Genomic DNA, 20,570 nt, shown 5'->3' on the forward strand with positions numbered 1-20,570 from the left:
TGTTCGTGGCGTGTGCGCGTGAGATGCCGGGTGCGTCTGCTGGTGTTGGCCGTGCGGCGGCGGGCTGGGGCGTGTCGCCGAAGTCCCGCCTGCCGGGCGATGCCTGGCAGGCGCTCTCCCTGGGCCCTGCGGGCCCGGGAGGCGCCCTGCGCTGCGTTGCCGTCGGTCGCCGATGCTCCGCATGGACCCTCCCCCAGCCTTCGGCCGGGGGTGCGCCCATCCTCTGCCTTGCGGTCCTCCGCAGCCCTTGGGGCGCGGGGCGCCCTCGGCGCCAGACGCCGCCCGGCCCGCCCTCCGGGCGGACGACGCCACTTCGACGACGCTCTCGAGCGTCCCTCCCAGCAGGCTTTGCTTCGTCGCGCCGCCCTGCACGCACTCCCTCTGACCCTGCGGGCCCGGGAGGCGCTCTCACACTGCGCTGGCCAAAAGCCCGAGCAGCTCCGCTGCGGGGGCTTCCGGCCGCCTGGCGGTCTCCCTCGCAGTCCTTCGGGCGCGGGGGCGCCCGGCATCGGACGACGGTCCTCGGAGGCAAAGCTTGCCGGTCGCGGCACTGGCCGCCAGCGTTCGCCGCGCGTGCCCGCGCGTTACCGCTCCCAGCGCGGCCCGGGAATGGGTCTCCGCTTCGCGAAGCCGCCGTACGAAAACAGCCCCGCCCGGCCCAGGGCACCTCGCAGCGGTACTGGGGGAGGTAGCCGGGGGAAGTACGAGGCGCGGGGGTCCGGGCGCGGGCCCCCGGTCAGCCGTCTGCGCGGGCCGTCGCCCGCACCGGCTCCGGCGTCCCCTCGTCCTGCCGCTCCGGCAGCAGCCCCCGCACTGCCCGCCGGTGCGATTCGGCCGCGGCGTCGTCGTACGGATCCGGCGTCGCGGGCACCTGGAGGCGGACCACCGGCCCCGCACCCAGCCGGGCGTACCCGCGGCCGGGCGGGACCGCCGGCACCGGCGTCGTGTGCGGCTGGACGCCGAGCACGGATGCCGCCTGCTCGCAGGAGACCGCCCCGAGGACCACCCGCGCCCGCGTGTATGTGCGCACCGGCTCGGCCAGCGACTCCAGCCCGTCGAACTGCTCGGCCACCGCCACCGTCACCTGCGCCGCCCTGCCGTGCCGCAGCGGCACGGACAGCAGCTGCTGCGGATCGGTGTGCCCGTCCGCCGCCGCGAGATGGCCGAAGACGCTCGGCCGGTCGAGGAGAATCCACAGCGGACGCCGGACGTCCTCGGGCGCGGGACGCCCCGTCTGCCGCGCCCGGTTCACCGCGATCAACCGGCGCTCCGTCTCATGCGCCGCCCACTCCAGGCCCGCCAGCGCACCGGACAGCCCGCACTCCACCGCCAGCACGCCCCTGCGCCCGGTCAGACACGCGTACTCTCCGCCGCCTCCGCCCTCGATGATCAGCACGTCCCCGTGCTGGAGGGCCTGCAGCGCGATGGACCTCAGCAGCGTGGAGGTGCCGCTGCCGGGCGTGCCGACGGCCAGCAGATGCGGTTCGGCCGACCGCGCCCCCGTGCGCCAGACGACCGCGGGCGCGTCCTGCGCCGCCCCGCCGGCGTCGCTCACCGGCACCGTGCGCTGTACCGCGTCCGGATCGGTGAAGCCGAGCACCGTCTCCCCGGGGACGGTGACGAACCGCTGCGCGGCGATGGTGGCGGGCAGCGCGGGAAGCACCGTCATCAGCAGTTCATTGGCCTCCTCCTCCCAGGTGAAGAGGTACTCCCGGCCGCGCCCAGATTTGGCGTGCAGCAGCTGCTCGATGCGGGCGCGGGCCTGCGGCTCGCCGTCCGTGAAGTACGCGGGGTAGTTCACCCGCAGCCTGGTCAGCCGCCCGTTCGCGTCAAAGGCGCACTCGCTGAACGCCGTGTCCCACTCCCCGCCGTGCCGGAACAGCGGCGCGGGGTCCTCCGCCACGGAGAAGTACGGCACCAGCGCCTCGTACAGCGCCTGCAGCCTGCGGCTCTCGGCAGGGTCCGGACCGCTGCGCGCAGGGGTGCGCTCCCGGCCCTGCCACGCGGCCGCGCCCATCAGCGCGATCAGCCCGAGCAGCGGTCCGTACGGGATGAGCGCGAGCAGCAGCAGACCGCCGGCGGCCAGACACAGGGCGGGACCGCGCCGTTCCCTGGGGGTGTCGGCCCACCGCCGGCGTGCCGCCCCGGCCAGCCGGCGCAGCCCGCGGGCGATCGTGATCAGCGGATGGAGCACGTCCGCCGCGCCGTCCGCGGCGGTGCGCGCGATCTCCCGGCTGCGGGCGATCTGCGCGGCGCCGCCGCTGACGATGCGGCTGCCGAGGACCCGGGGGCCGACAGGCCGGGCTCCGCCGAGCCGGGAGCCAAGGGCGCGGGGGAGCGGTCGACGGGCCACGTCAGAACTGGATTCCGCCCAGCAGGCTGGCCAGGCTCGCGCCGCCCGCCGTGATGCTCGGGGCGATCGCGGTGCCCGCCAGATAGAAGCCGAACAGCGCGCAGACCAGGGCGTGGGACGCCTTGAGCCCGTCCTTCCGGAAGAACAGGAAGACGATGATGCCGAGCAGCACGACACCGGAGATCGACAGAATCATGAGTGTTCTCCTGGTTGATGGGGACAGTCACCATGAGTTGTTCCAGGCTCACAGCAGGTATCTATGCGACAAAAGGTGCATATGGGTGAAAAGTCATGGGTTTCACTCGGCTGGCGGACGATCGGCTCGTTGATCGTCAAGGCGGCGCGCGGGCAGTACCCTGTCGGTTCACTCCAGTCGGCATGCACGGCAAGCAAGCAGTTGAAAGGTGGTCCCCCGGATGAGCGAAACACCCGACCCCGAGGTGATCGAGCTCGCGGCCAAGGTCTTCGATCTGGCGCGCAGGGGGGAGACGGAGGCGCTCGCCGCCTACGTCGACGCGGGAGTCCCGGCGAACCTCGCCAACGACAAGGGCGACACGCTCGTCATGCTCGCCGCCTACCACGGGCACGCCGACGCCGTGCGGGTGCTGCTGGAGCGCGGCGCCGAGCCGGACCGGCCCAACGACCGGGGCCAGACCCCGCTCGCCGGAGCCGTCTTCAAGGGCGAGGATGCCGTGATCCGCGCCCTGCTGGCCGGGGGCGCCGATCCGGAGGCAGGCGCTCCGTCCGCGATGGATACGGCGCGGATGTTTGGGAAGACAGACCTTCTGGAACTGTTCGGCAACCGCTGAACGGCAGTTGGGACGCCGTGCGGCAGTTCCCGGGAAAGTCCACGTCACCGCGGCGAGGGGGCTGCCGTAAATGTGGTCGCGGTGGCGATATGGGTGGGTCATCATGACGTCGGGCCCTACCCCGGACTTCATCCGGGCGTCCCCCTGGGGCCACCGACGAGAGGCAGGAAGATGGTCTACACCAAGCGGAAGACGACGGGCGGCCCAGCATGTTGCCGCGCGGCCTAGGAACTGCCCCCATGGCATCCCCACTCCCCGGTCGCGTCGACAGCTTGATGTGAGGCTCTTTCCATGTTCGATCCAGTCATAGCGCCGAGCGGCACGCTCCTCGGCCTGCTGCAGAGAGGGCGCGGCGACGGCACCCTGCACGCGCTCGCCGCCCCGCGCGCCGAAGCGCTCGCCGCCCTCAACCACTGCGTGCTGCACGACCCCCGCCACGACTGGCAGGTCGAGAACCGCTCCCTGTACTACGCACGCCTCTATCTGGATCTCCACGGCAGCCTTGAGGAGATCGAGCGCCATCTGTGCGACGCCGACGACTGTCTCGACCCCGACGAGACCAGGACCGGCCTCGCGCTCGCGGTGCTCGGCCACCTCGCCTCGTACGGCAGGGGGGACGCCCTCGCCCTGCTGCGCCGGTACGCTGCCGCCGGATCGAACTGGGCCTGGGCCCTGGACGAACTGGCCCTGCGCGACACCGACGCCGGGCTGCGCGCGCTCGCCGCACCCGTCCTCGCCCGCTTCCCGGCCACCCCCGAGGGCGACGCCGAACTCGCCCTCGCCATGCGCGACGCCTTCGAGCCCCGCCCCTGGCGGCTGTGGGCCGAGGACCAGCGCGACGCCATCGGCGCCCGGGTCCGCGCCGCCCAGGAAGCCGGCTCCTTCGACCGCTGGCAGCGCCAGCTGCGCCCCGCCGGGCCACGCCCCGGATGGAGCGTGCAGGCTGTCTTCGACTGGGCCGAGCAGGGCCTTGAGCGCGGCAGCGTCCTCCATGTGCCCGCCGCCCGATGTCTCACGGCCGTCGCCGGGCCCGAGGACCGCCCCGCCATCGTCGAGGCCGCTCGCTCCGGCCAGGACGGCGCACGCTGTGCCTCCCTGCACTATCTCGCCGAAACCCGCGACCCCGTCGTCCTGGACCTCATCGAGGCAGCCGCGCTCAGCCCCTCCCGCACGGTCGCCGAAGCCGCCGTCTCCGCCTTCGAGCGCATGTGCGGCGACGACGCGGTGGAGCGCGCCCGCCGCTGGGTGCACCGCCCCGACGCCCTCGGCGCGTCCGCCGCCGGAGTCCTCGCCTGCCGCGGCGAAGCCCGCGACGCCGGCCTCGTCCTCGGCGCGCTCCGTGAGACCGTGCGGGCCGACGGCCCCGACGCGCCCCGGTTGTGGTCGCTCGTCGACGGCGCGGGCCGTCTCGGCATCGAATGCGCCGCTCCCGTGTTGCGCCATGTGTACCGGGAGACCGCCTCCTCACAGCTGCGCGGCCGCGCCGCCCGCGCCCTGGCCGCCACCGACCCCTCCTTCCCCACCGGATTCGCCGTGGAATGCCTGTGGGACTGCGAGGAGACGACACGGGAAGTCGCCGCGCTGCACGCCGAGACCGGCGATGTGCGCGTCGCCGAACGTCTGCGCAGACTCGCCGCCGACCCCGTCGAGGAGGCCGAGGTGCAGACCGCCGTACGGAGCAGAATCGGACCGGACACGCCGGCCGTCTGACGCCACCCCTGTGATGCCCGTCTGACGCCGCCCCCGGGATGTCCGGATCGCCTCATGGGGGCCTTGGTGACTCAGGCGACCGCTGTGTGACCATTCGTCTTGAGATGGGCCCGCGGCGGCGACAAACGCTCATGGGACGTTTCACGGGCGGAAAGATCCACGTTGGCGCAGCCACCCCGGGCGCGACGAGAACACGGATATGCGTGTCGTCATCGTCACTGAATCCTTCCCGCCAGACGTCAATGGTGTGGCGCACTGCGCCCTGCAGACCGCCCGGCATCTCGCCGCACGCGGCCATGAACCGCTTGTCATAGCGCCGGCCGCGGCCGCGGCGGACGACTGCGACCGGACCGCGCCCTGTCCCGTCGTACGCGTCCCCTCGCTCCCGCTGCCCGGATATCCGCAGGTCCGGGTGGCTCTGCCGAGCCGCCGGGTCGCGGCGGCCATCGCCGCCCACCGTGCCGACCTGGTCCACCTCGCCAGCCCCTTTGTGCTCGGTGTGCGCGGCATGGCGGCGGCGGCCCGGCTCGGACTGCCGGCCGTCGCCGTCTACCAGACGGATCTGGCCGGATACGCCCGTACGTATGTGGGCGCGGGCGAGTCAGCGGCCTGGCGGCGCATCCGGGCGGTGCACAGCGCCGCGGACCGCACGCTCGCCCCCTCGACCGCCGCGCTGCGCGATCTGGAGCAGCACGGCGTGGAGCGGGTGCGGCTGTGGCCGCGCGGTGTCGACACGGCCCGTTTCCGCCCCGAGCTGCGTGACGGGGAACTGCGGCGCGAACTCGCCCCCGGCGGCGAACTGATCGTCGGCTATGTCGGACGGCTCGCCCCAGAGAAGCATGTGGAGCTGCTGTCCGGCGTCTGCGAGCTGCCAGGCGTACGGGTCGTGGTCGTCGGCGACGGGCCGAGCGAGGCATCGCTGCGCACCGCGCTGCCGAAGGCCGCCTTCCTGGGGCGCAGAACCGGCGACGACCTCGCCCGCGTCTTCGCCTCGCTGGACGTCTTCGCCCACACCGGGCCGTACGAGACGTTCTGCCAGACCGTGCAGGAGGCCATGGCCAGCGGAGTGCCGGTCGTCGCGCCCGCCGCGGGCGGACCCCTCGACCTGGTCGGCCACGGGCGCACCGGGCTGCTCGTCGCCCCGGGCGACGCGGACGCGGTGCGTGACGCGGTGCGCGGGCTCGCCGCCGACCCCGACCTGAGGACCGCCTGCGGACAGGCGGCGCGGACCGCCGTCGAGGGCAGGACCTGGGCCGTCATCGGCGATCTGCTGATCGACCACTACGCCGAGGTGCTGGGTGCGCGCACGGCGGCGGTGGCGGCATGAACGGCACGCCCGGCATAAACGGCACGTCCGCCACGTCCGCCACGCACGGCAACCGGGGCCTGCGCATCGTACGGCTGGCCAACTTCGTCACGCCGTCCTCCGGCGGACTGCGCACGGCGCTGCGCGAACTCGGCGCGGGATATCTGGCAGCGGGCCATGAACCCGTGCTGATCGTCCCCGGCGACCTGGAGAGCGACCGGCAGACCCCGCAGGGGCGGATCATCACCTTGCCCGGACCCGAGATCCCCGGCACCGGCGGCTACCGGGTGCTCGCCGGCCGGCGGCGGCTGCGGCAGGTGCTGGAGAGCCTGGAGCCCGACCGGCTGGAAGTCTCCGACCGCACCACGCTGCGCTGGACCGGCGAGTGGGCGCGCCGCCGCCGCATCCCCGCGGTCATGGTCTCGCACGAGACGGCGGACGGCGTGCTGCGCACCTGGGGGCTGCCCGGGAAGGCCGCGGAGCGGGCGGCCGACCGGCTCAACCGGCGCAGCGCCTGGTCCTATACGCGCATCGTGTGCACCACCGAGTGGGCGGAGCGCGAATTCGTCCGGATCGGCGCGCGCAATGTGGTGCGCGCCCCGCTCGGCGTCGATCTGGAGCACTGCCGGCCGGGCCGGCGCAGCACGGTGCTGAGGGCCAAGCACGCCGCGGGCGCGCGAGTGCTGCTGCTGATGTGCTCACGGCTCTCCGTGGAGAAGCGTCCCGGCATGGCGCTTGACACGCTTGCGAAGCTGCGGGAGCGGGGAGTGCGGGCCACGCTCGTGGTCGCGGGCGAAGGCCCGCTCAAGCTGTCGCTGATCCGCCGGGCGCTTGCCGAGCGGCTGCCGGTGGAGTTCCTCGGCCATGTCGCCGACCGCGAGAAGGTCGCCGACCTGCAGGCCGCGGCGGATCTGTGCCTCGCGCCGGGGCCCGCGGAGACATTCGGCCTCTCCGCACTGGAGGCGCTCGCCTGCGGAACACCCGTCGTCGCCAGCGCCTCCTCCGCCCTGCCCGAAGTCATCGGCGACGCGGGCGCGGCCGCCGCCGACACCCCTGAGGACTTCGCGGACGCGGTGCAGGACCTGCTCGCCCGCCCGGAACACACCCGGCGCGCGGCGGCGCGGGCCCGGGCCGAACTCTTCGACTGGCAGCGCTCGGTGACCGCGTTCCTCACCGCCCACGACGCCCCGCCGACCCGCCCCGAGGGGCCTGCGCTGGACGACACCCGGCCCGCCGGGTCCCGTGTCGCCGGTGTGCCTGTGGCCGGGGCTGTTGAGGCGCGTCGTGAGGGGGCTGGTCCCGACGGGTCTTGGTCTGCCGGGTCCCGCGCCGTCGGGGACGCTGCGACCACGGCCGGGTTTGCTGAGGCCCGTCCCGCCGAGGCGGTTGCGGCCGGGTCTGCCGGGTCCCGCTCTGTGGAGGTCCGCCGCGATGCGCCCTGCGTCGCTGTGGCCCGTAATGCCGGGGTCCGGTCGGACGGGGTCCTGTCCGCCGGGTCCCGTACCGCCGGGGACGCCCCAGGCGCGGCCGGGTCCGCTGGGTCCCGTTCTGTGGAGGTCCGCCGCGATGCGCCCTGCGTCGCTGTGGCCCGTAACGCTGTGTCCCGCAACGCCGGGGCCCCGTCCGGCGAGGTCCGGGCCGACGGGGCCGGGGCCGCCCGGACTCGGTCCGCTCAGCCCCGTACCGCCGGGGCGCGTGCCCCGGCCGCGTTCGCCGAGGACCACCCGGCCAAGGCACGCGCCGCGAGGGCCGAGGGCGACGCCGAAGCGGATGCCGCAGAGCCCCTGCCCGTATTCGGCGCACCGCCGGCCGGGCCGCCTCCCGCCGGGGCATGGCCCGCCGGTCGCCGGCCCGCGGGGACCCTTCCCCCGGAGGTGACGACATGACCCGCGCGCCGGGCCGCGGACTGGGGAATCCCGCCGGGGCCGACGACGGCAGACGCCCTCTGGAGCCGCGCGGCACGCTCCACGGCGCAGACCGCCCGATACGCACGGGAGCCGCCGACACGCCCGGCGGAGGGGCCGCACCGGCCGGGTCGTCAGCCGCCTGCCCGGAGGCGTTGCCAGAGGCCCTCGGCGGCGTCCCGCGGGTCAGCCGTCAGCCGGACGCGACCACTGGGGCAGCCGGCGGCCGCGCAGCCGCCGCCCATCCGCGCCAACGGCGTGCGCATGCGGTGGACGGCTCCATGGCCGGGGCGCCGCTGCCGCCCCGGGGCGACAGCCGCACTCCGCCCGCGCCCGGCCCGTCCGGCGCGCCGACTGCCCGCAGCGGACGCCCGGCCCACCGCGTGACCCCGGGGAGACCGCATACCCCGCCCTCCTCCACCCGGCCGGGGCGGCGGGGCGCCGTGGAGCCCGTACACGAGGAGAGACCGCTCCCGGCTGTCCCCGCTTCCCCGGCCGGGGATGCCGCCGCGGCGGCGCCCGACGCACCGGGGGCGGCTGCCGCCCAGCCCGCGGTTCACATCTCGGCCGCGGGGGCATCCGGCGATGCCGACTCGGCCGCCGCCGACCAGCGGCATGCCCGTGCCGGCACGGCGCACCACCGGATCGGCGGGCGCCCCACCGAGCCGGTGGTCCACGCCTCGGGCGCACGGTCCCCGAACGCCGCACCGGCCGCAGCCGGCCAACCGCGCGCCGGCGTCGGCGCGGTGCACCCCGCCGAGCCGGAACCGCGTCGCCGTCCGCTGCGCTTCGTCGCGCTCGGCGACTCGCTCACCGAAGGCGTCGGCGACCGCGCAGGCGACGGCTGGCGCGGCTGGGCCGCGCTGCTCGCCGATGGCCTGGGGCAGTCCGACGCGCCCGCCGACTTCCACAACCTCGCCGTCAGCGGGGCGCTCAGCAAGGACGTCGCCGAGCGTCAGACCCCCGAGGCCCTCGCCTGCCGCCCCGACGTCGCCTCCGTACTCGTCGGAGTCAACGACACGCTCCGCCGCACCTTCGACATCGCGGCGCTGACCCGCCGGTTCGACGCCGTCTGCGCGCAGCTCACCGCGGCCGGGGCCGTCGTCCTCACCGCCTGTCTCCCCGATCCGGGCAGCATGCTGGCGCTCCCCGCGCCGCTCGCCCGCCCCCTGGCGAGACGTCAGCGGGCCGTCAACGCCGTCGTGCACGCGGTCTCCGCACGCTACGGGGCGGTCCATCTGCACGCCTGCGACGCCGTGTGGGTCGCCGACCGCGCCATGTGGAGCGCCGACCGCCTGCATCCCTCGGAGCGCGGACACCGGACGATCGCGGCCTCCTTCCATGAGCTGCTCGCCCAGCGCGGCCTGGCCCACGGCCCCGCCCCCGCCCTGACGCCGGACCAGCCCGCCCCCACCCGCGCGGACACGGTCCTGTGGCTCGCCACCGCGGGCACTGGGTGGGTCGCCCGCCGCTGCACCGATCTGCTGCCGCAGCTGCTGCGGCTGGCCGGCTCCGAGGTGCGCCACTGGGCGCGCGGCACCAGCGCACGCCTGGACCGCAGCGCCGAACACGCCCTGTCCGCCGCGCTCGCCGCCGTGTCGCTGGACGTTCCGCTTGCCAGAATGGGGGAATGAGCGGGCGCTGGGAGTTCTGGATCGACCGTGGCGGCACCTTCACCGACATCGTGGGCCGCAGGCCCGACGGACGGCTCGCCACCCGCAAACTGCTGTCCCACAACCCCGACCGCTACCGGGACGCCGCCGTCGCCGGCATCCGGCTGCTGCTCGGCCTCGGCCCCGGCGAACCGGTGCCCGCGCAGCGTGTCGCCTGCGTCAAGATGGGCACCACCGTCGCCACCAACGCCCTGCTGGAGCGGCGCGGCGAGCCGACCGTCCTCGTCATCACCGAAGGCTTCCGCGATGCCCTGCGCATCGCCTACCAGAACCGGCCACGGATCTTCGACCGCCGCATCGTCCTGCCCGAAGCGGTGTACGACCGTGTCATCGAGGTCCCCGAGCGGATCGGCGCGCACGGCGAGACGGTGCGTCCCCTTCAATCCGACGCCGTGGCTGAGCAGTTGCGGGCGGCCTACGAGGACGGCTTCCGCAGCGCCGCCGTCGTGCTGATGCACGGCTACCGCCACCCCGCCCATGAGAAGGCCGTCGGCGAGGCCGCCCGCGCCGCCGGCTTCACCCAGGTGAGCTGCTCCCATGAGGTCAGCCCGCTGATCAAACTCGTGCCACGCGGCGACACTGCCGTCGTGGACGCCTATCTCTCGCCGATCCTGCGCCGCTATGTGGAAGAGGTGGCGAGCGAACTCCGCGGCATCCGGCTGATGTTCATGCAGTCCAACGGCGGACTGCGCGAAGCCGCCCACTTCCGCGGCAAGGACGCCGTCCTGTCCGGCCCCGCGGGCGGCGTCGTCGGCATGGCCCGCACCTCCGAACAGGCCGGCCACGGCCGGGTCATCGGCTTCGACATGGGCGGCACCTCCACCGACGTCTCCCACTACGCGGGCGAGTTTGAGCGGGAACTGGGCACCCAGGTCGCGGGCGTGCGGATGCGCGCCCCCATGATGAACATCCACACCGTCGCGGCCGGCGGCGGCTCCGTCCTCCACTTCGACGGCCGCCGCTACCGTGTGGGACCCGACTCCGCGGGCGCGGAACCGGGACCCGCCTGCTACCGCGGCGGCGGCCCGCTGACGGTCACCGACGCCAATGTGATGCTCGGCCGCATCCAGCCCGACTGGTTCCCGGCCGTCTTCGGCCCGGACGGCGACCAGCCGCTGGACGCCCGCACCGTCGCCGACCGCTTCACGGAGCTGGCGGCACGGGTCCGTGAGGAGAGCGGAGCCGACCGCACCCCCGAGCAGGTCGCGGCCGGCTTCCTGGAGATCGCCGTCCTCAACATGGCCAACGCCGTGAAGAAGATCTCCGTACAGCGCGGACACGACATCACCCGCTACGCCCTCACCTCGTTCGGCGGCGCGGGCGGACAGCACGCCTGCGCCGTCGCCGACGCACTCGGCGTCGACACGGTGATCGTGCCGCCGCTGGCCGGGGTGCTCTCCGCGTACGGCATCGGGCTGGCCGACGCCACCGCCATGCGGGAGCAGTCCGTCGAGGCGGAGCTGACCGAGGCCACGGGGCGGCGGGTGCGCGAGCTGTGCGCCGACCTCGCCGACCGCACCCGCGCCGAACTGCGCGCCGACGCCGTGCCGGACGACGCGATCACCACCCATGCCCGGGTGCTGCTGCGCTACGCGGGCACCGACGCCGGCCTTCCGGTCCCGCTGGACGGCGTCTCCGCGATGCGGGAGGCCTTCGAGTCGGCCCATCGCGCACGCTACGCCTTCACCATGGACAAGCCGGTCGTCGCCGAGGCGGTTTCGGTGGAGGCGGTGGGCCGGGCGGGCCCCGTCGGCCCGGTCATCGCCGATGAGACCGTCCCCGACGGCGCGGCCCGGCGTGCGGGCGCCCGCCTGACCCCGCGCGCCGTCGTGCGGATGTTCGTGGACGGAGAGCGCCGGGACACCCCGCTCCATCACCGCGGCGACCTGCGGCCGGGCGACACCGTCGAAGGGCCCGCCATCATCGCCGAGGCCGATGCGACGACCGTCGTCGACCCCGGCTGGAGCGCCGCGGCCGGCGACGGCGGGCATCTGCTGCTGACCCGGGTGCGGCCCAGGCCGAGCCGCGTCGCCGTCGGCACCGCTGTCGACCCCGTACTGCTGGAGGTCTTCAACAATCTCTTCATGTCCATCGCCGAGCAGATGGGCGTCCGTCTGGAGAACACCGCCCACTCCGTCAACATCAAGGAGCGGCTCGACTTCTCCTGCGCCCTGTTCGACTCCACGGGCAACCTGATCGCCAACGCGCCCCATATCCCCGTCCATCTCGGCTCCATGGGCGAGTCGATCAAGGAGGTGCTGCGCCGCAACGAGGGCACGATGCGCCCGGGCGACGTCTATGCCATCAACGATCCCTATCACGGCGGCACCCATCTGCCGGATGTGACGGTGGTGACTCCGGTATACGAGGGTGGGGAACTGCGTTTCCTGGTCGCCTCCCGCGGCCACCACGCCGAGATCGGCGGCATCACCCCCGGCTCCATGCCCGCCTTCAGCCGGACGATCGACGAGGAGGGCGTTCTCTTCGACAACTGGCTTCTGGTGCGCGACGGCCGGCTGCGGGAGAAGGAGACCCGCGAGCTGCTCACCTCCGCACGCCATCCGTCCAGGGCCCCCGACGTCAACATCGCCGATCTGCGCGCCCAGATCGCCGCCAATGAGAAGGGCATCGCCGAACTGGCCCGGATGACCGACCAGTTCGGGCTGGACGTCGTACAGGCCTATATGGGCCATGTCCGCGACAACGCGGAGGAGTCCGTCCGCCGTATCGTCGCCCAGCTCCACGACGGCCACTGCCGCTACGAGACCGACGCCGGGGCCGTGATCCAGGTGGCGCTGCGGGTGAACCGCGAAGCACGCAGCGCCGTGCTGGACTTCAGCGGCACCTCCCCGCAGCAGCCGGGCAATTTCAACGCCCCCAAGTCCGTCGTCATGGCGGCCGTGCTCTATGTCTTCCGCACGCTCGTCGCCGATGACATCCCCCTCAACAGCGGCTGCCTCGAACCCCTCGACGTGCGTGTGCCGGACGGCTCGATGCTCGCGCCCGTCTATCCCGCGGCCACGGTCGCCGGGAATGTGGAGACCTCGCAGGCCGTGACCGGCGCCCTGTACGCGGCTCTGGGCGTGCAGGCGGAGGGGTCCGGCACCATGAACAACGTCACCTTCGGCAATGACCGCGTCCAGTACTACGAGACCGTCGCCAGCGGCTCGGGCGCGGGCGACGGCTTCGACGGCGCGGACGCCGTGCAGACCCATATGACCAACTCCCGTCTCACCGACCCCGAAGTGCTCGAGTGGCGCTACCCGGTGCGCGTGGACGCCTTCGCGATCAGGGAAGGCAGCGGTGGCCGCGGCCGCTGGCACGGCGGCTGCGGGGTCGTCCGCCGCATCCGGTTCCTGGAGCCGATGACGGTGGCCCTGCTCACCGGACATCGCCGCATCCCGCCGTACGGCATGGCGGGCGGCGCGCCTGGCGCCCTCGGCGACAACCGCGTGGAGCGCGCCGGCGGCGCCGTGGACGAGCTGCACGGCGTCGACGCGGCGGAGGTCGGCACAGGGGACGTCCTGGTCATCACCACCCCGGGCGGCGGAGGTTACGGCCCGCCGGAGCCGTGACCCCCGCGGGAGCCGTGACCCCCGCGGGAGTCGAGACGCCCGCGGGAGTCGAGACGTCGGCCGGAGCTGTGACGCCGTCCGGAGCTGTGACTCGGGCGGACCGCCGGCACAAACCGCACCGGGGCGCCGGGCCGCGCCTGGGCCGCCGCCGGGAGGTCCCGCTCATCGACCACCGCCACGACCGGATAGCCGCCGGTCGTGGGATGGTCGGCCAGAAACACCACCGGCCGTCCGTCCGGAGGCACCTGCACCGCCCCCAGCACCAAGCCCTCACTGGGCAGCTCTGCTGTCACCGCCCGCCGCAGCGGAGGGCCCTCAAGGCGCAGCCCGATGCGATTGCTCGCCGATGAGACGCGGTACGCGCCCGAGGCGAGCGCCGCCGGCGCCTCGGGCGTGAACCAGTCGTCGCGCGGGCCCAGCCGGATGCGCAGCACCAGCTCGGCCGGCGGGCCCGGCCAGGGGGCCGCATCCGGCTGCGCGGGCGACGGCCCGCGCGGTGTGCCCAGCGGCAGCACCGAGCCCTCGGACAGCGGCGGCGGCCCGAGCCCGGACAGCAGATCGGCCGACCGGCTGCCCAGCACCGCGTCGACCGCGATCCCCCCGGCGAAACCCAGATAGCTCCGCAGCCCGCTGACCGCGGGCCCCGCTTCCAGCACCGCACCCGCGGGGACGCGCACCGGAGCGCCCCAGGCCGCCGGCCGCCCGTCGACGGTCACGGCGCAGGGCGCGCCGCCCACGGCTGCCGTCACCGCACAACGGGGCCGCACCGCACACCCGTTGAGCGTGGTCTCCAGCACGGCCGCGCCGTCCGCGTTGCCGACGAGCCGGTTGACGAGACGGGCCGCGGACGGGTCCAGCGCGCCGGAACGCGGCACTCCCAGGTGCGCATGGCCGGGCCGCCCCAGGTCCTGCACGGTGGTCAGCGCCCCGGCCCGTACGACCGCGAGGGCCCGGTCGGTCATCGGCGCTCCACCGTGAACCGCACCCGGGCGCCCGGCGTGAGCAGTGCGGCGGGCTCCCGCGCCGGGTCCCACAGCACCGTGTCCGCCGTCCCGATCAGCTGCCAGCCGCCGGGGGAGGAGCGCGGATACACCCCCGTATACGGTCCGGCGAGGGCCAGCGAGCCCGGCGGGACGGAGGTGCGCGGCGTGGGGCGGCGCGGCACGGCGTACTGCTCGGGCAGCCCGGTCAAATAGCCGAAGCCCGGCGCGAATCCGCAGAACGCGACCCGGTACTCGGCGGCCGCGTGGATGCGTATCGCCTCCTCCTCGGACGTCCGCCAGCAGGCCGCGACCGCGGCCAGATCCGGCCCGTCGTAACGGACGGGAATCTCGATCACCTCCTGCGCGGCTGCGGACAGCGGCGGAACCGCCCACTGGGGGAGCTGCCGCGCCAGCGCGGCGGGGTCGTCGAGGCCGTCGAGGAGAACGGTCCGCGCCGCGGGCACGATCTCCCGCACCGGCGGCAGCGATCCGGCCGCCCGCCGGCGCAGCAGCTCGGCATGGAGGGCCTGCGCCTCCGCGGCGTCTGCCAGCTCGACGAGCAGCGCCCGGTCCCCCATGGGCAGCACCCTCATACGAACGCCTCCACCCGCACGCCCGCGCCCTCCAGCTGTGCCCGTACCCGCCGGGCGAGTCCGACGGCCCCGGGGGTGTCGCCGTGGAGGCACAGCGAGCGTGCCCGGACCGCGACCGGCTGACCGCAGTGTGAGGTGAGGACGCCGAAGCGGGCCAGGGAGACGGAACGCTCCACGACCTCCGCGGGGTCGTGGATGACCGCGCCGTCCGACCCTCTGGGGACGAGCGTGCCCCCGGCCGTATAGGCACGGTCGGCGAACGCCTCGGCGACGACGCGAAGTCCGGCCTTCTCCGCCAGAGCGTGCAGCGTCGACCCGGGCAGACACAGCAGCGGAAGCCGCAGACCGGTCAGCTCGACCCCTTCGACGACGGCTGCGGCCTGCTGCTCGTCGTGGACGACGCGGTTGTAGAGCGCGCCATGCGGTTTGACATAGGAGACGGCGGACCCGGCGGCCCGCGCGAACACCTCCAGCGCGCCTATCTGATAGGCGACCTCTGCGGCCAGTTCGTCCGGCGGCACATCCATCGCGCGCCGTCCGAAGCCGGCCAGATCGCGGTAGGCGACCTGGGCGCCGATCCGCACCCCCCGCTCGGCTGCCGCACCGCAGACCCTGCGCATGGTGGCCGCGTCCCCGGCATGGAAGCCGCAGGCGACATTGGCGCTGGTGACGACCGACAGCAGCTGCTCGTCATCGGTCAGCCGCCAGCGGCCGAAGCCCTCGCCGAGGTCGGCGTTGAGGTCAATGGAGACCGGTGTCACACAAGCTCCCTGCCACGTGTCTCGGGCAGCCCGGACAGAGCCGCCACCGCAAGTCCGTACCCCGCCGCTCCGAAGACCAGCGCTCCGCCCACGCCCCAGCTGTCGGAGAGGAATCCCACGAGCGTCGGCAGGAAAGCCCCCACCGCACGACCGCTGTTGTAGGTGAATCCCTGGCCCGTGCCGCGTACCGCCGTCGGATAGAGCTCGCTGAGGAACGAGCCGAACCCGCTGAAGATGGCCGACATACAGAACCCGAGGGGGAAGCCGAGGACGAGCAGCAGCCCGTTCGACCCCTCCGGGATGCTGGTGTACGCCAGGATTCCGGCCGCCGACAGCGCCGCGAAGAGGGTGATGTTCCGCTTTCGCCCTATTCGGTCGGTGAGATAGCCGCCGGTGAGATATCCGATGAACGCGCCTGAGATGAGAAAGGCAAGATAGCCGCCTGTGCCGACGACGGTCAGCCCGCGCTCGGTCTTGAGATAGGTCGGGACCCAGGTCGCCAGGGTGTAGTAGCCGCCCTGCACCCCGGTGGAGAGCAGGGTGGCGAACACGGTGATGCGCAGCAGATCGCCCCGGAAGATCGCGGAGAAGGAGCCGCGCCCGCTGCTGGAGGTGCGGCGCTTTGCCGCCTCGGGTGCGTCGCTGACGTTCCGCCGGACGTAGACGATCAGCAGGGCGGGCAGCGCGCCCGTCCAGAACATCACCCGCCAGGCGGTGTCCGGGTCCAGGAAGTGGAACACCACGGTGTAGACGATGACGGCGAGCGCCCAGCCCGCCGCCCAGGAACTCTGCACCGCGCCGAGGGTCCGGCCGCGGTGTCTGGCGGTGGCGTACTCGGCGACCAGGATCGCGCCCACCGCCCACTCGCCGCCGAAGCCGAGACCCTGGAGGGCGCGGAAGACCAGCAGGGTCTCGTAGTTGGGGGCGAAGCCGCATGCGACGGTGAACACCGCATAGGTGGTCACCGTGACCATCAGGGCCTTCACCCGGCCGATCCGGTCGGCCAGGATGCCGGCGAGCGCGCCGCCGATCGCGGAGACGACGAGGGTGACGGTGGTGAGCAGGCCCGTCTGGCCGTGGTCCAGGCTGAAGTACGCCGAGATCGCCACCATGCTCAGCGGCAGGGTGAAGTAGTCGTAGGAGTCGAGGGCGAAGCCGCCGAACGCTCCCGCGAAGGCGCGCCGCCCTCGCGGTCCGAGGGCGCGCAGCCATGCGAACGCGCCGGTGTCGTCCGGCAGTCGGCCTTGTCCGGTCTGGGTTTGGGGCTGGGACTGGGGCTGGGTCGTACTCATCTGCACCTCGCAGTCGAAAGGGAGGGTGCTGCTGAGACCGTGCGGTTTCGCCAAAGTAGGGGATTGTTGAACGATCCGACAAGACCTGTGGACAGTCGTTCTGCGCGGCTGCTCGCCGGCGGCTTCTAGGATTCCTGCCGAGCACCTGCGCGCGCCGGCGGCGGCAGCGGCCGGCGAGGGAGAGAGGGCGTTGTGGGGATGACGGAGCCGGGCATCGGCGGACTGGCGGACGACCGGCCGCTGCTGGGCCGCACCAGCACCGCGGAACGTGTCGCGGACATCCTGCGCACGAGGATCGCCGAGGGCTACTTCCCGCCCGGCGAGCGGCTTTCCGAGGATGCCATCGGCAAGGCCCTCGGCGTCTCGCGCAACACCCTGCGCGAGGCGTTCCGCCTGCTCACTCACGAGCGGCTGCTCGTGCACGAACTCAACCGCGGCGTCTTCGTCCGCATGCTCGCCGTCCAGGACGTGGAGGACATCTACCGGACCCGGCGTCTCGTCGAGTGCGCCGTCGTCCAGGGCCTCGGCGACCCCCCGTACACACTGGACGAACTCGACGCGGCCGTCGCGGACGGCGAGCGCTCCGCGCGGGAGCGCGACTGGAAAGGCGTCTCGACCGCGAACATCCACTTCCACCGGGAACTGGTCGCGCTGGCCGGGAGCGCCCGCACCGACGAGCTGATGCGCGGGGTCCTCGCCGAACTGCGGCTCGCCTTCCATGTCGTGGACGACCCGCGCCGACTGCATCAGCCCTTTCTGGTGCGAAACCGGGCAATTCTGGAGGCTCTGCGCGCCGGAGAGCCCACAGCCGCCGAACGCCTGCTGATCGAGTACCTCGACGACTCCCGCAGGCAGCTCGTCGAGGCCTACGGCGACATCGTGGCCGACGACGAGACCTGAACCGCCCCCGGCGGACCCGGCCGTGGCCCCGTGCACACAGCGGCGGCCGGCGTACCGGGCCCGGCACCCCGGCCGGGCCGCGAAGGGGGCCGCGCCCGCGAGGTTTCCGTGCCGTTTCGACCGGTGTCAGTGCAAGGACCTAACCTGTGCACCGTGACTTCGCCTGCCTCGACGGACCTCGTTCCGCCCCAGCTCAGCGCGGGGCCGCGGCCCGCCCAGGGCCCGGCCGCCGACGAAGGGCTGGCGCGGCGGCTGCGCGCGCTCGCCTGCACCGCGCCGCTGCACGACCTCGACGTGCGCAAGGCGAATCTGGCGGGCGAGTATTCCGTCTACTCCATGGCCGAGGTCGCCCTCGCCGCGATCGACCTCGTCACCCTCACCATGGACTTCGACACCGGCGCCGACCACGACCAGATAGTGGCCAGGCTGCTGCCGCGCGTCGCCGCCCAGACCCCCCGCCGCCCCGCCGCCGAGCATGAGCGCGTGGCCCGCTGGGTGCTGGAGAACCTGATCAACGTCGGCAGCGTCGACCGCGGCTTCCGCGCCGTCTACGGCACCTTCGGCCCCGACGGCGCCTACACCCGCCGTGACTACGACTTCAAGCTCATCGAGGAAGTCCCCGGCTACGGCGGCAGCGTCTACCTCCGCACCACCGACGAAGCCGTCAACGTCCTGGTCGGCGCGCTCGACACGGACGTCACCAGCGCCCAGATCGCCGCCGAGGTCAAGCTTGAGGTCCTCATCAGCCGCGGCCGTCTCGCCGACGCCCAGCTCGCCGCCGAGCAGGCCCGCTACCGCACCGTCCAGTACGCGGAAACCCTGCGCCGCACCCTGGAGGCCACCCGCCGCAATGTGCGCGCCGTCGACTGGCTTGAGACCGTCCCCGACATGATCGCCGAGGCGCTCGACCACGTCGCCGACCGCTATCGCCACGAGAACGCCATCCTGACGAACATCCGCAAGGCACGTGACGAGGCCACCGACCCCGAGCACAAGAGGCGCGCCGCCGAACTGGTCGACATCGTCAAGGACTGCATCCGCCGCCACACCCAGCTCCAGTCCAGGCTCCTGGAGGCCGGCCCCCTGTTCCGCGCGGAACAGGACCGCCAGGCCTTCGCCCCGCCCGCCGCCCGCACGGGCCTCGATCTGTACGGGCAGCTCGTCGCGCCCCTGCTGCCCCTCCCCGTCGAGCAGGCGACCCGCGTCACCGACGCCTACTTCGCCCACGGCGCCGGGCTGCGCACCCCCGCCTCGGTGCGTCTCGGCGACCTCGTCGACCTGCTGCTCACCCCGCCCGTCGAGCGTGCCCACCTGGGCGCGGAGATGCCAGAGCCGGACCTCATCGCCACCCCTGACGACAGCCGCTTCAGCGAAGAACAGCTCGCCGCCGCCATGGAGCTGCTCGATCTGGAACACGACGCGCCGCGGCGGCTCTCCGGGCTGCTCGCCGAAGCCCGCAGGCGCGACCCCGAACTGCCCTATCTGGTCGCCCTGCTGGCCGTCCACGCGGCCAGTCCGCCGGTGGGCACCGCCTACCGCCAGGGCGAGCAGCGCCTGCTCTTCGCCGTCGACGACGGCACGGAGCTGGACGACCCGGAGTTCGGCGGCGCGGACCTCATCGTCGGCACGGCACTGCTGGACGCGGCGGGCATGGCCGCAGACCGCAAGGACACCGCATGAGCCTGCCGCCCGCCCCCGCCCCCGCTCCGGCCCCCGTCCCCGCCTCTGCTCCCGTCCCCGCCCCACGCCGCACCGCCGCCCGCACCACCCCCGACAAGGAGCCCCAGCCGTGAGCGACCACCCCTCCCACGCCGTGGAGCGCATCGACGCGTGGCATGAGGCGGACGCACCCGCCGCGGCGACCCCCGCCCCAGGCGGAGCCGTCACCCCCGCGGACGCGGCCGACGCCGCCCGGCTCGTCTCCTTCGGCCTCCAGCCCAAGCTGCTCCCCGCCCGCGACGCCGAGTACACGGAGCTGCTCCGCCGCTACCGCGAGGACAGCGCCTTCGCCCGGCTCGCCGACGCCGTCGCCACCGGCCTCGGGCTCGTCGTCCTCGAAGTCTCCCCGCGCGCGGGGATGGCCGTCACCGCGGGAGAGGACTCCGTCTTCGCCGTCCGCATGGGCGACTACGCCCGCCGCGCCGCCGCCGACTCCGCCGACCGCTTTCTGCACGGCCTCGCCCACCTCGCCGTCGCCGCCCTCGCCTTCCCCCGCCCCGAAGACCTCGCCGACGACGGCTATATCGGCCGTATCACCGTCAACGGCGTCGACTCCTTCGTCCGCCAGGCCTGCCGCCGCCTGGAGGAACGGGCCGAGCAGCAGGGCGAGAACACCGACCCCGCCACCGACGCCCCCGGGCTTGAGGCCGCCTGGCGGATCTATGCGCGTCGCAGCGCCACCGGGGCCACCAAGGACGCCCGCCGCCTCGCCGGCTCCACCACCGGCATCATCGGCAAGGCCGTCGGCTTCCTCGCCGACTCCGGCTTCCTCCAGCGGACCGGGGACGACGCGGGCGGCTCGTACCGCACCACCGCCCGCTACCAGCTCCAGGTGCGCGACATGGCGGGCAGCGCCGCCATGGCCGAACTGCTGGACCTCGGCGTCGTCCCGGTGTCGGACGGCTCCGCCACCCTCCTGCCCCCGCCCCAGGGCGACGACCTGGAGCTGGCCCCCGACGCGGGACTGCCCTTCCACGCATGAGCCGGGCGCC

At 73.9% G+C, this 20,570-nt stretch carries 14 protein-coding genes and 1 pseudogene; 9 read left to right on the forward strand and 6 right to left on the reverse strand.

Features of this window, described 5'->3' with window-relative positions:
- Window positions 1-736: 736 nt before the first annotated feature.
- Together OF819_RS22120 and OF819_RS22125 are read right to left on the reverse strand one after the other, a co-directional pair.
- Window positions 737-2,353: a hypothetical protein gene (locus OF819_RS22120; protein ID WP_416370594.1), complete on the reverse strand. Its 1,617-nt coding sequence runs from the start codon at window positions 2,351-2,353 to the stop codon at window positions 737-739.
- A gap of 1 nt (window position 2,354) precedes the next feature.
- The gene (locus OF819_RS22125) at window positions 2,355-2,549 is read right to left on the reverse strand and encodes a hypothetical protein (RefSeq protein ID WP_240138611.1); all 195 of its coding nucleotides are present in this window, start codon (window positions 2,547-2,549) and stop codon (window positions 2,355-2,357) included.
- Between the two features lie 220 nt (window positions 2,550-2,769).
- Between OF819_RS22125 and OF819_RS22130 the strand changes: the two genes are divergently transcribed.
- The 6 genes and pseudogenes from OF819_RS22130 to OF819_RS22155 all read left to right on the forward strand — a co-directional run bounded on the left by OF819_RS22130 (window position 2,770) and on the right by OF819_RS22155 (window position 13,330).
- The gene (locus OF819_RS22130) at window positions 2,770-3,162 is read left to right on the forward strand and encodes an ankyrin repeat domain-containing protein (RefSeq protein WP_267245360.1); all 393 of its coding nucleotides are present in this window, start codon (window positions 2,770-2,772) and stop codon (window positions 3,160-3,162) included.
- Between the two features lie 291 nt (window positions 3,163-3,453).
- Complete coding sequence (locus OF819_RS22135; protein ID WP_267245361.1) at window positions 3,454-4,872, forward strand: HEAT repeat domain-containing protein; 1,419 nt, start codon at window positions 3,454-3,456, stop codon at window positions 4,870-4,872.
- Window positions 4,873-5,071: 199 nt separating this feature from the next.
- Window positions 5,072-6,199, forward strand: a complete 1,128-nt coding sequence (locus OF819_RS22140; RefSeq protein WP_267245362.1) for a glycosyltransferase family 4 protein — start codon at window positions 5,072-5,074, stop codon at window positions 6,197-6,199.
- Window positions 6,196-7,389 (forward strand): annotated as a pseudogene (locus OF819_RS22145) (glycosyltransferase); the annotation flags it as partial. The gene OF819_RS22140 and the pseudogene OF819_RS22145, both read left to right, overlap by 4 nt.
- A gap of 1,439 nt (window positions 7,390-8,828) precedes the next feature.
- On the forward strand, window positions 8,829-9,716 hold the full coding sequence (locus OF819_RS22150) for an SGNH/GDSL hydrolase family protein (RefSeq protein WP_267245388.1): 888 nt from the start codon (window positions 8,829-8,831) through the stop codon (window positions 9,714-9,716).
- Window positions 9,713-13,330 (forward strand): hydantoinase B/oxoprolinase family protein, encoded by a 3,618-nt coding sequence (locus tag OF819_RS22155; protein WP_267245363.1) that lies wholly within the window; start codon window positions 9,713-9,715, stop codon window positions 13,328-13,330. Before OF819_RS22150 ends, OF819_RS22155 begins: the two co-directional genes overlap by 4 nt.
- On the opposite strand, the gene OF819_RS22160 is transcribed toward OF819_RS22155, so the two are convergent.
- The 4 genes from OF819_RS22160 to OF819_RS22175 are packed head-to-tail and all read right to left on the reverse strand — an operon-like array spanning window position 13,309 to window position 16,959.
- A complete protein-coding gene (locus OF819_RS22160) occupies window positions 13,309-14,292 on the reverse strand; it encodes a biotin-dependent carboxyltransferase family protein (RefSeq protein WP_267245364.1) in 984 nt (327 codons plus the stop codon). The genes OF819_RS22155 and OF819_RS22160 overlap by 22 nt on opposite strands.
- Window positions 14,289-14,906: a 5-oxoprolinase subunit PxpB gene (gene pxpB / locus OF819_RS22165; RefSeq protein ID WP_267245365.1), complete on the reverse strand. Its 618-nt coding sequence runs from the start codon at window positions 14,904-14,906 to the stop codon at window positions 14,289-14,291. The genes OF819_RS22160 and pxpB overlap by 4 nt, the downstream gene beginning before the upstream one ends.
- The gene (locus OF819_RS22170) at window positions 14,903-15,667 is read right to left on the reverse strand and encodes a LamB/YcsF family protein (RefSeq protein WP_267245366.1); all 765 of its coding nucleotides are present in this window, start codon (window positions 15,665-15,667) and stop codon (window positions 14,903-14,905) included. Before OF819_RS22170 ends, pxpB begins: the two co-directional genes overlap by 4 nt.
- Window positions 15,664-16,959: an MFS transporter gene (locus tag OF819_RS22175; protein ID WP_267245367.1), complete on the reverse strand. Its 1,296-nt coding sequence runs from the start codon at window positions 16,957-16,959 to the stop codon at window positions 15,664-15,666. The genes OF819_RS22170 and OF819_RS22175 overlap by 4 nt, the downstream gene beginning before the upstream one ends.
- A gap of 198 nt (window positions 16,960-17,157) precedes the next feature.
- Between OF819_RS22175 and OF819_RS22180 the strand changes: the two genes are divergently transcribed.
- From OF819_RS22180 to OF819_RS22190, 3 genes are all read left to right on the forward strand, one after another.
- Window positions 17,158-17,859, forward strand: coding sequence for a GntR family transcriptional regulator (locus OF819_RS22180; RefSeq protein ID WP_267245389.1), 702 nt, complete (start codon window positions 17,158-17,160; stop codon window positions 17,857-17,859).
- 153 nt (window positions 17,860-18,012) lie between these two features.
- Window positions 18,013-19,539: a hypothetical protein gene (locus OF819_RS22185; protein ID WP_267245368.1), complete on the forward strand. Its 1,527-nt coding sequence runs from the start codon at window positions 18,013-18,015 to the stop codon at window positions 19,537-19,539.
- A gap of 109 nt (window positions 19,540-19,648) precedes the next feature.
- The gene (locus OF819_RS22190) at window positions 19,649-20,560 is read left to right on the forward strand and encodes a hypothetical protein (protein WP_416370595.1); all 912 of its coding nucleotides are present in this window, start codon (window positions 19,649-19,651) and stop codon (window positions 20,558-20,560) included.
- The last annotated feature ends 10 nt before the right edge of the window (window positions 20,561-20,570 follow it).

The sequence above is a fragment of the Streptomyces sp. PR69 genome (assembly GCF_026420845.1).
GTDB lineage: Bacteria > Actinomycetota > Actinomycetes > Streptomycetales > Streptomycetaceae > Streptomyces.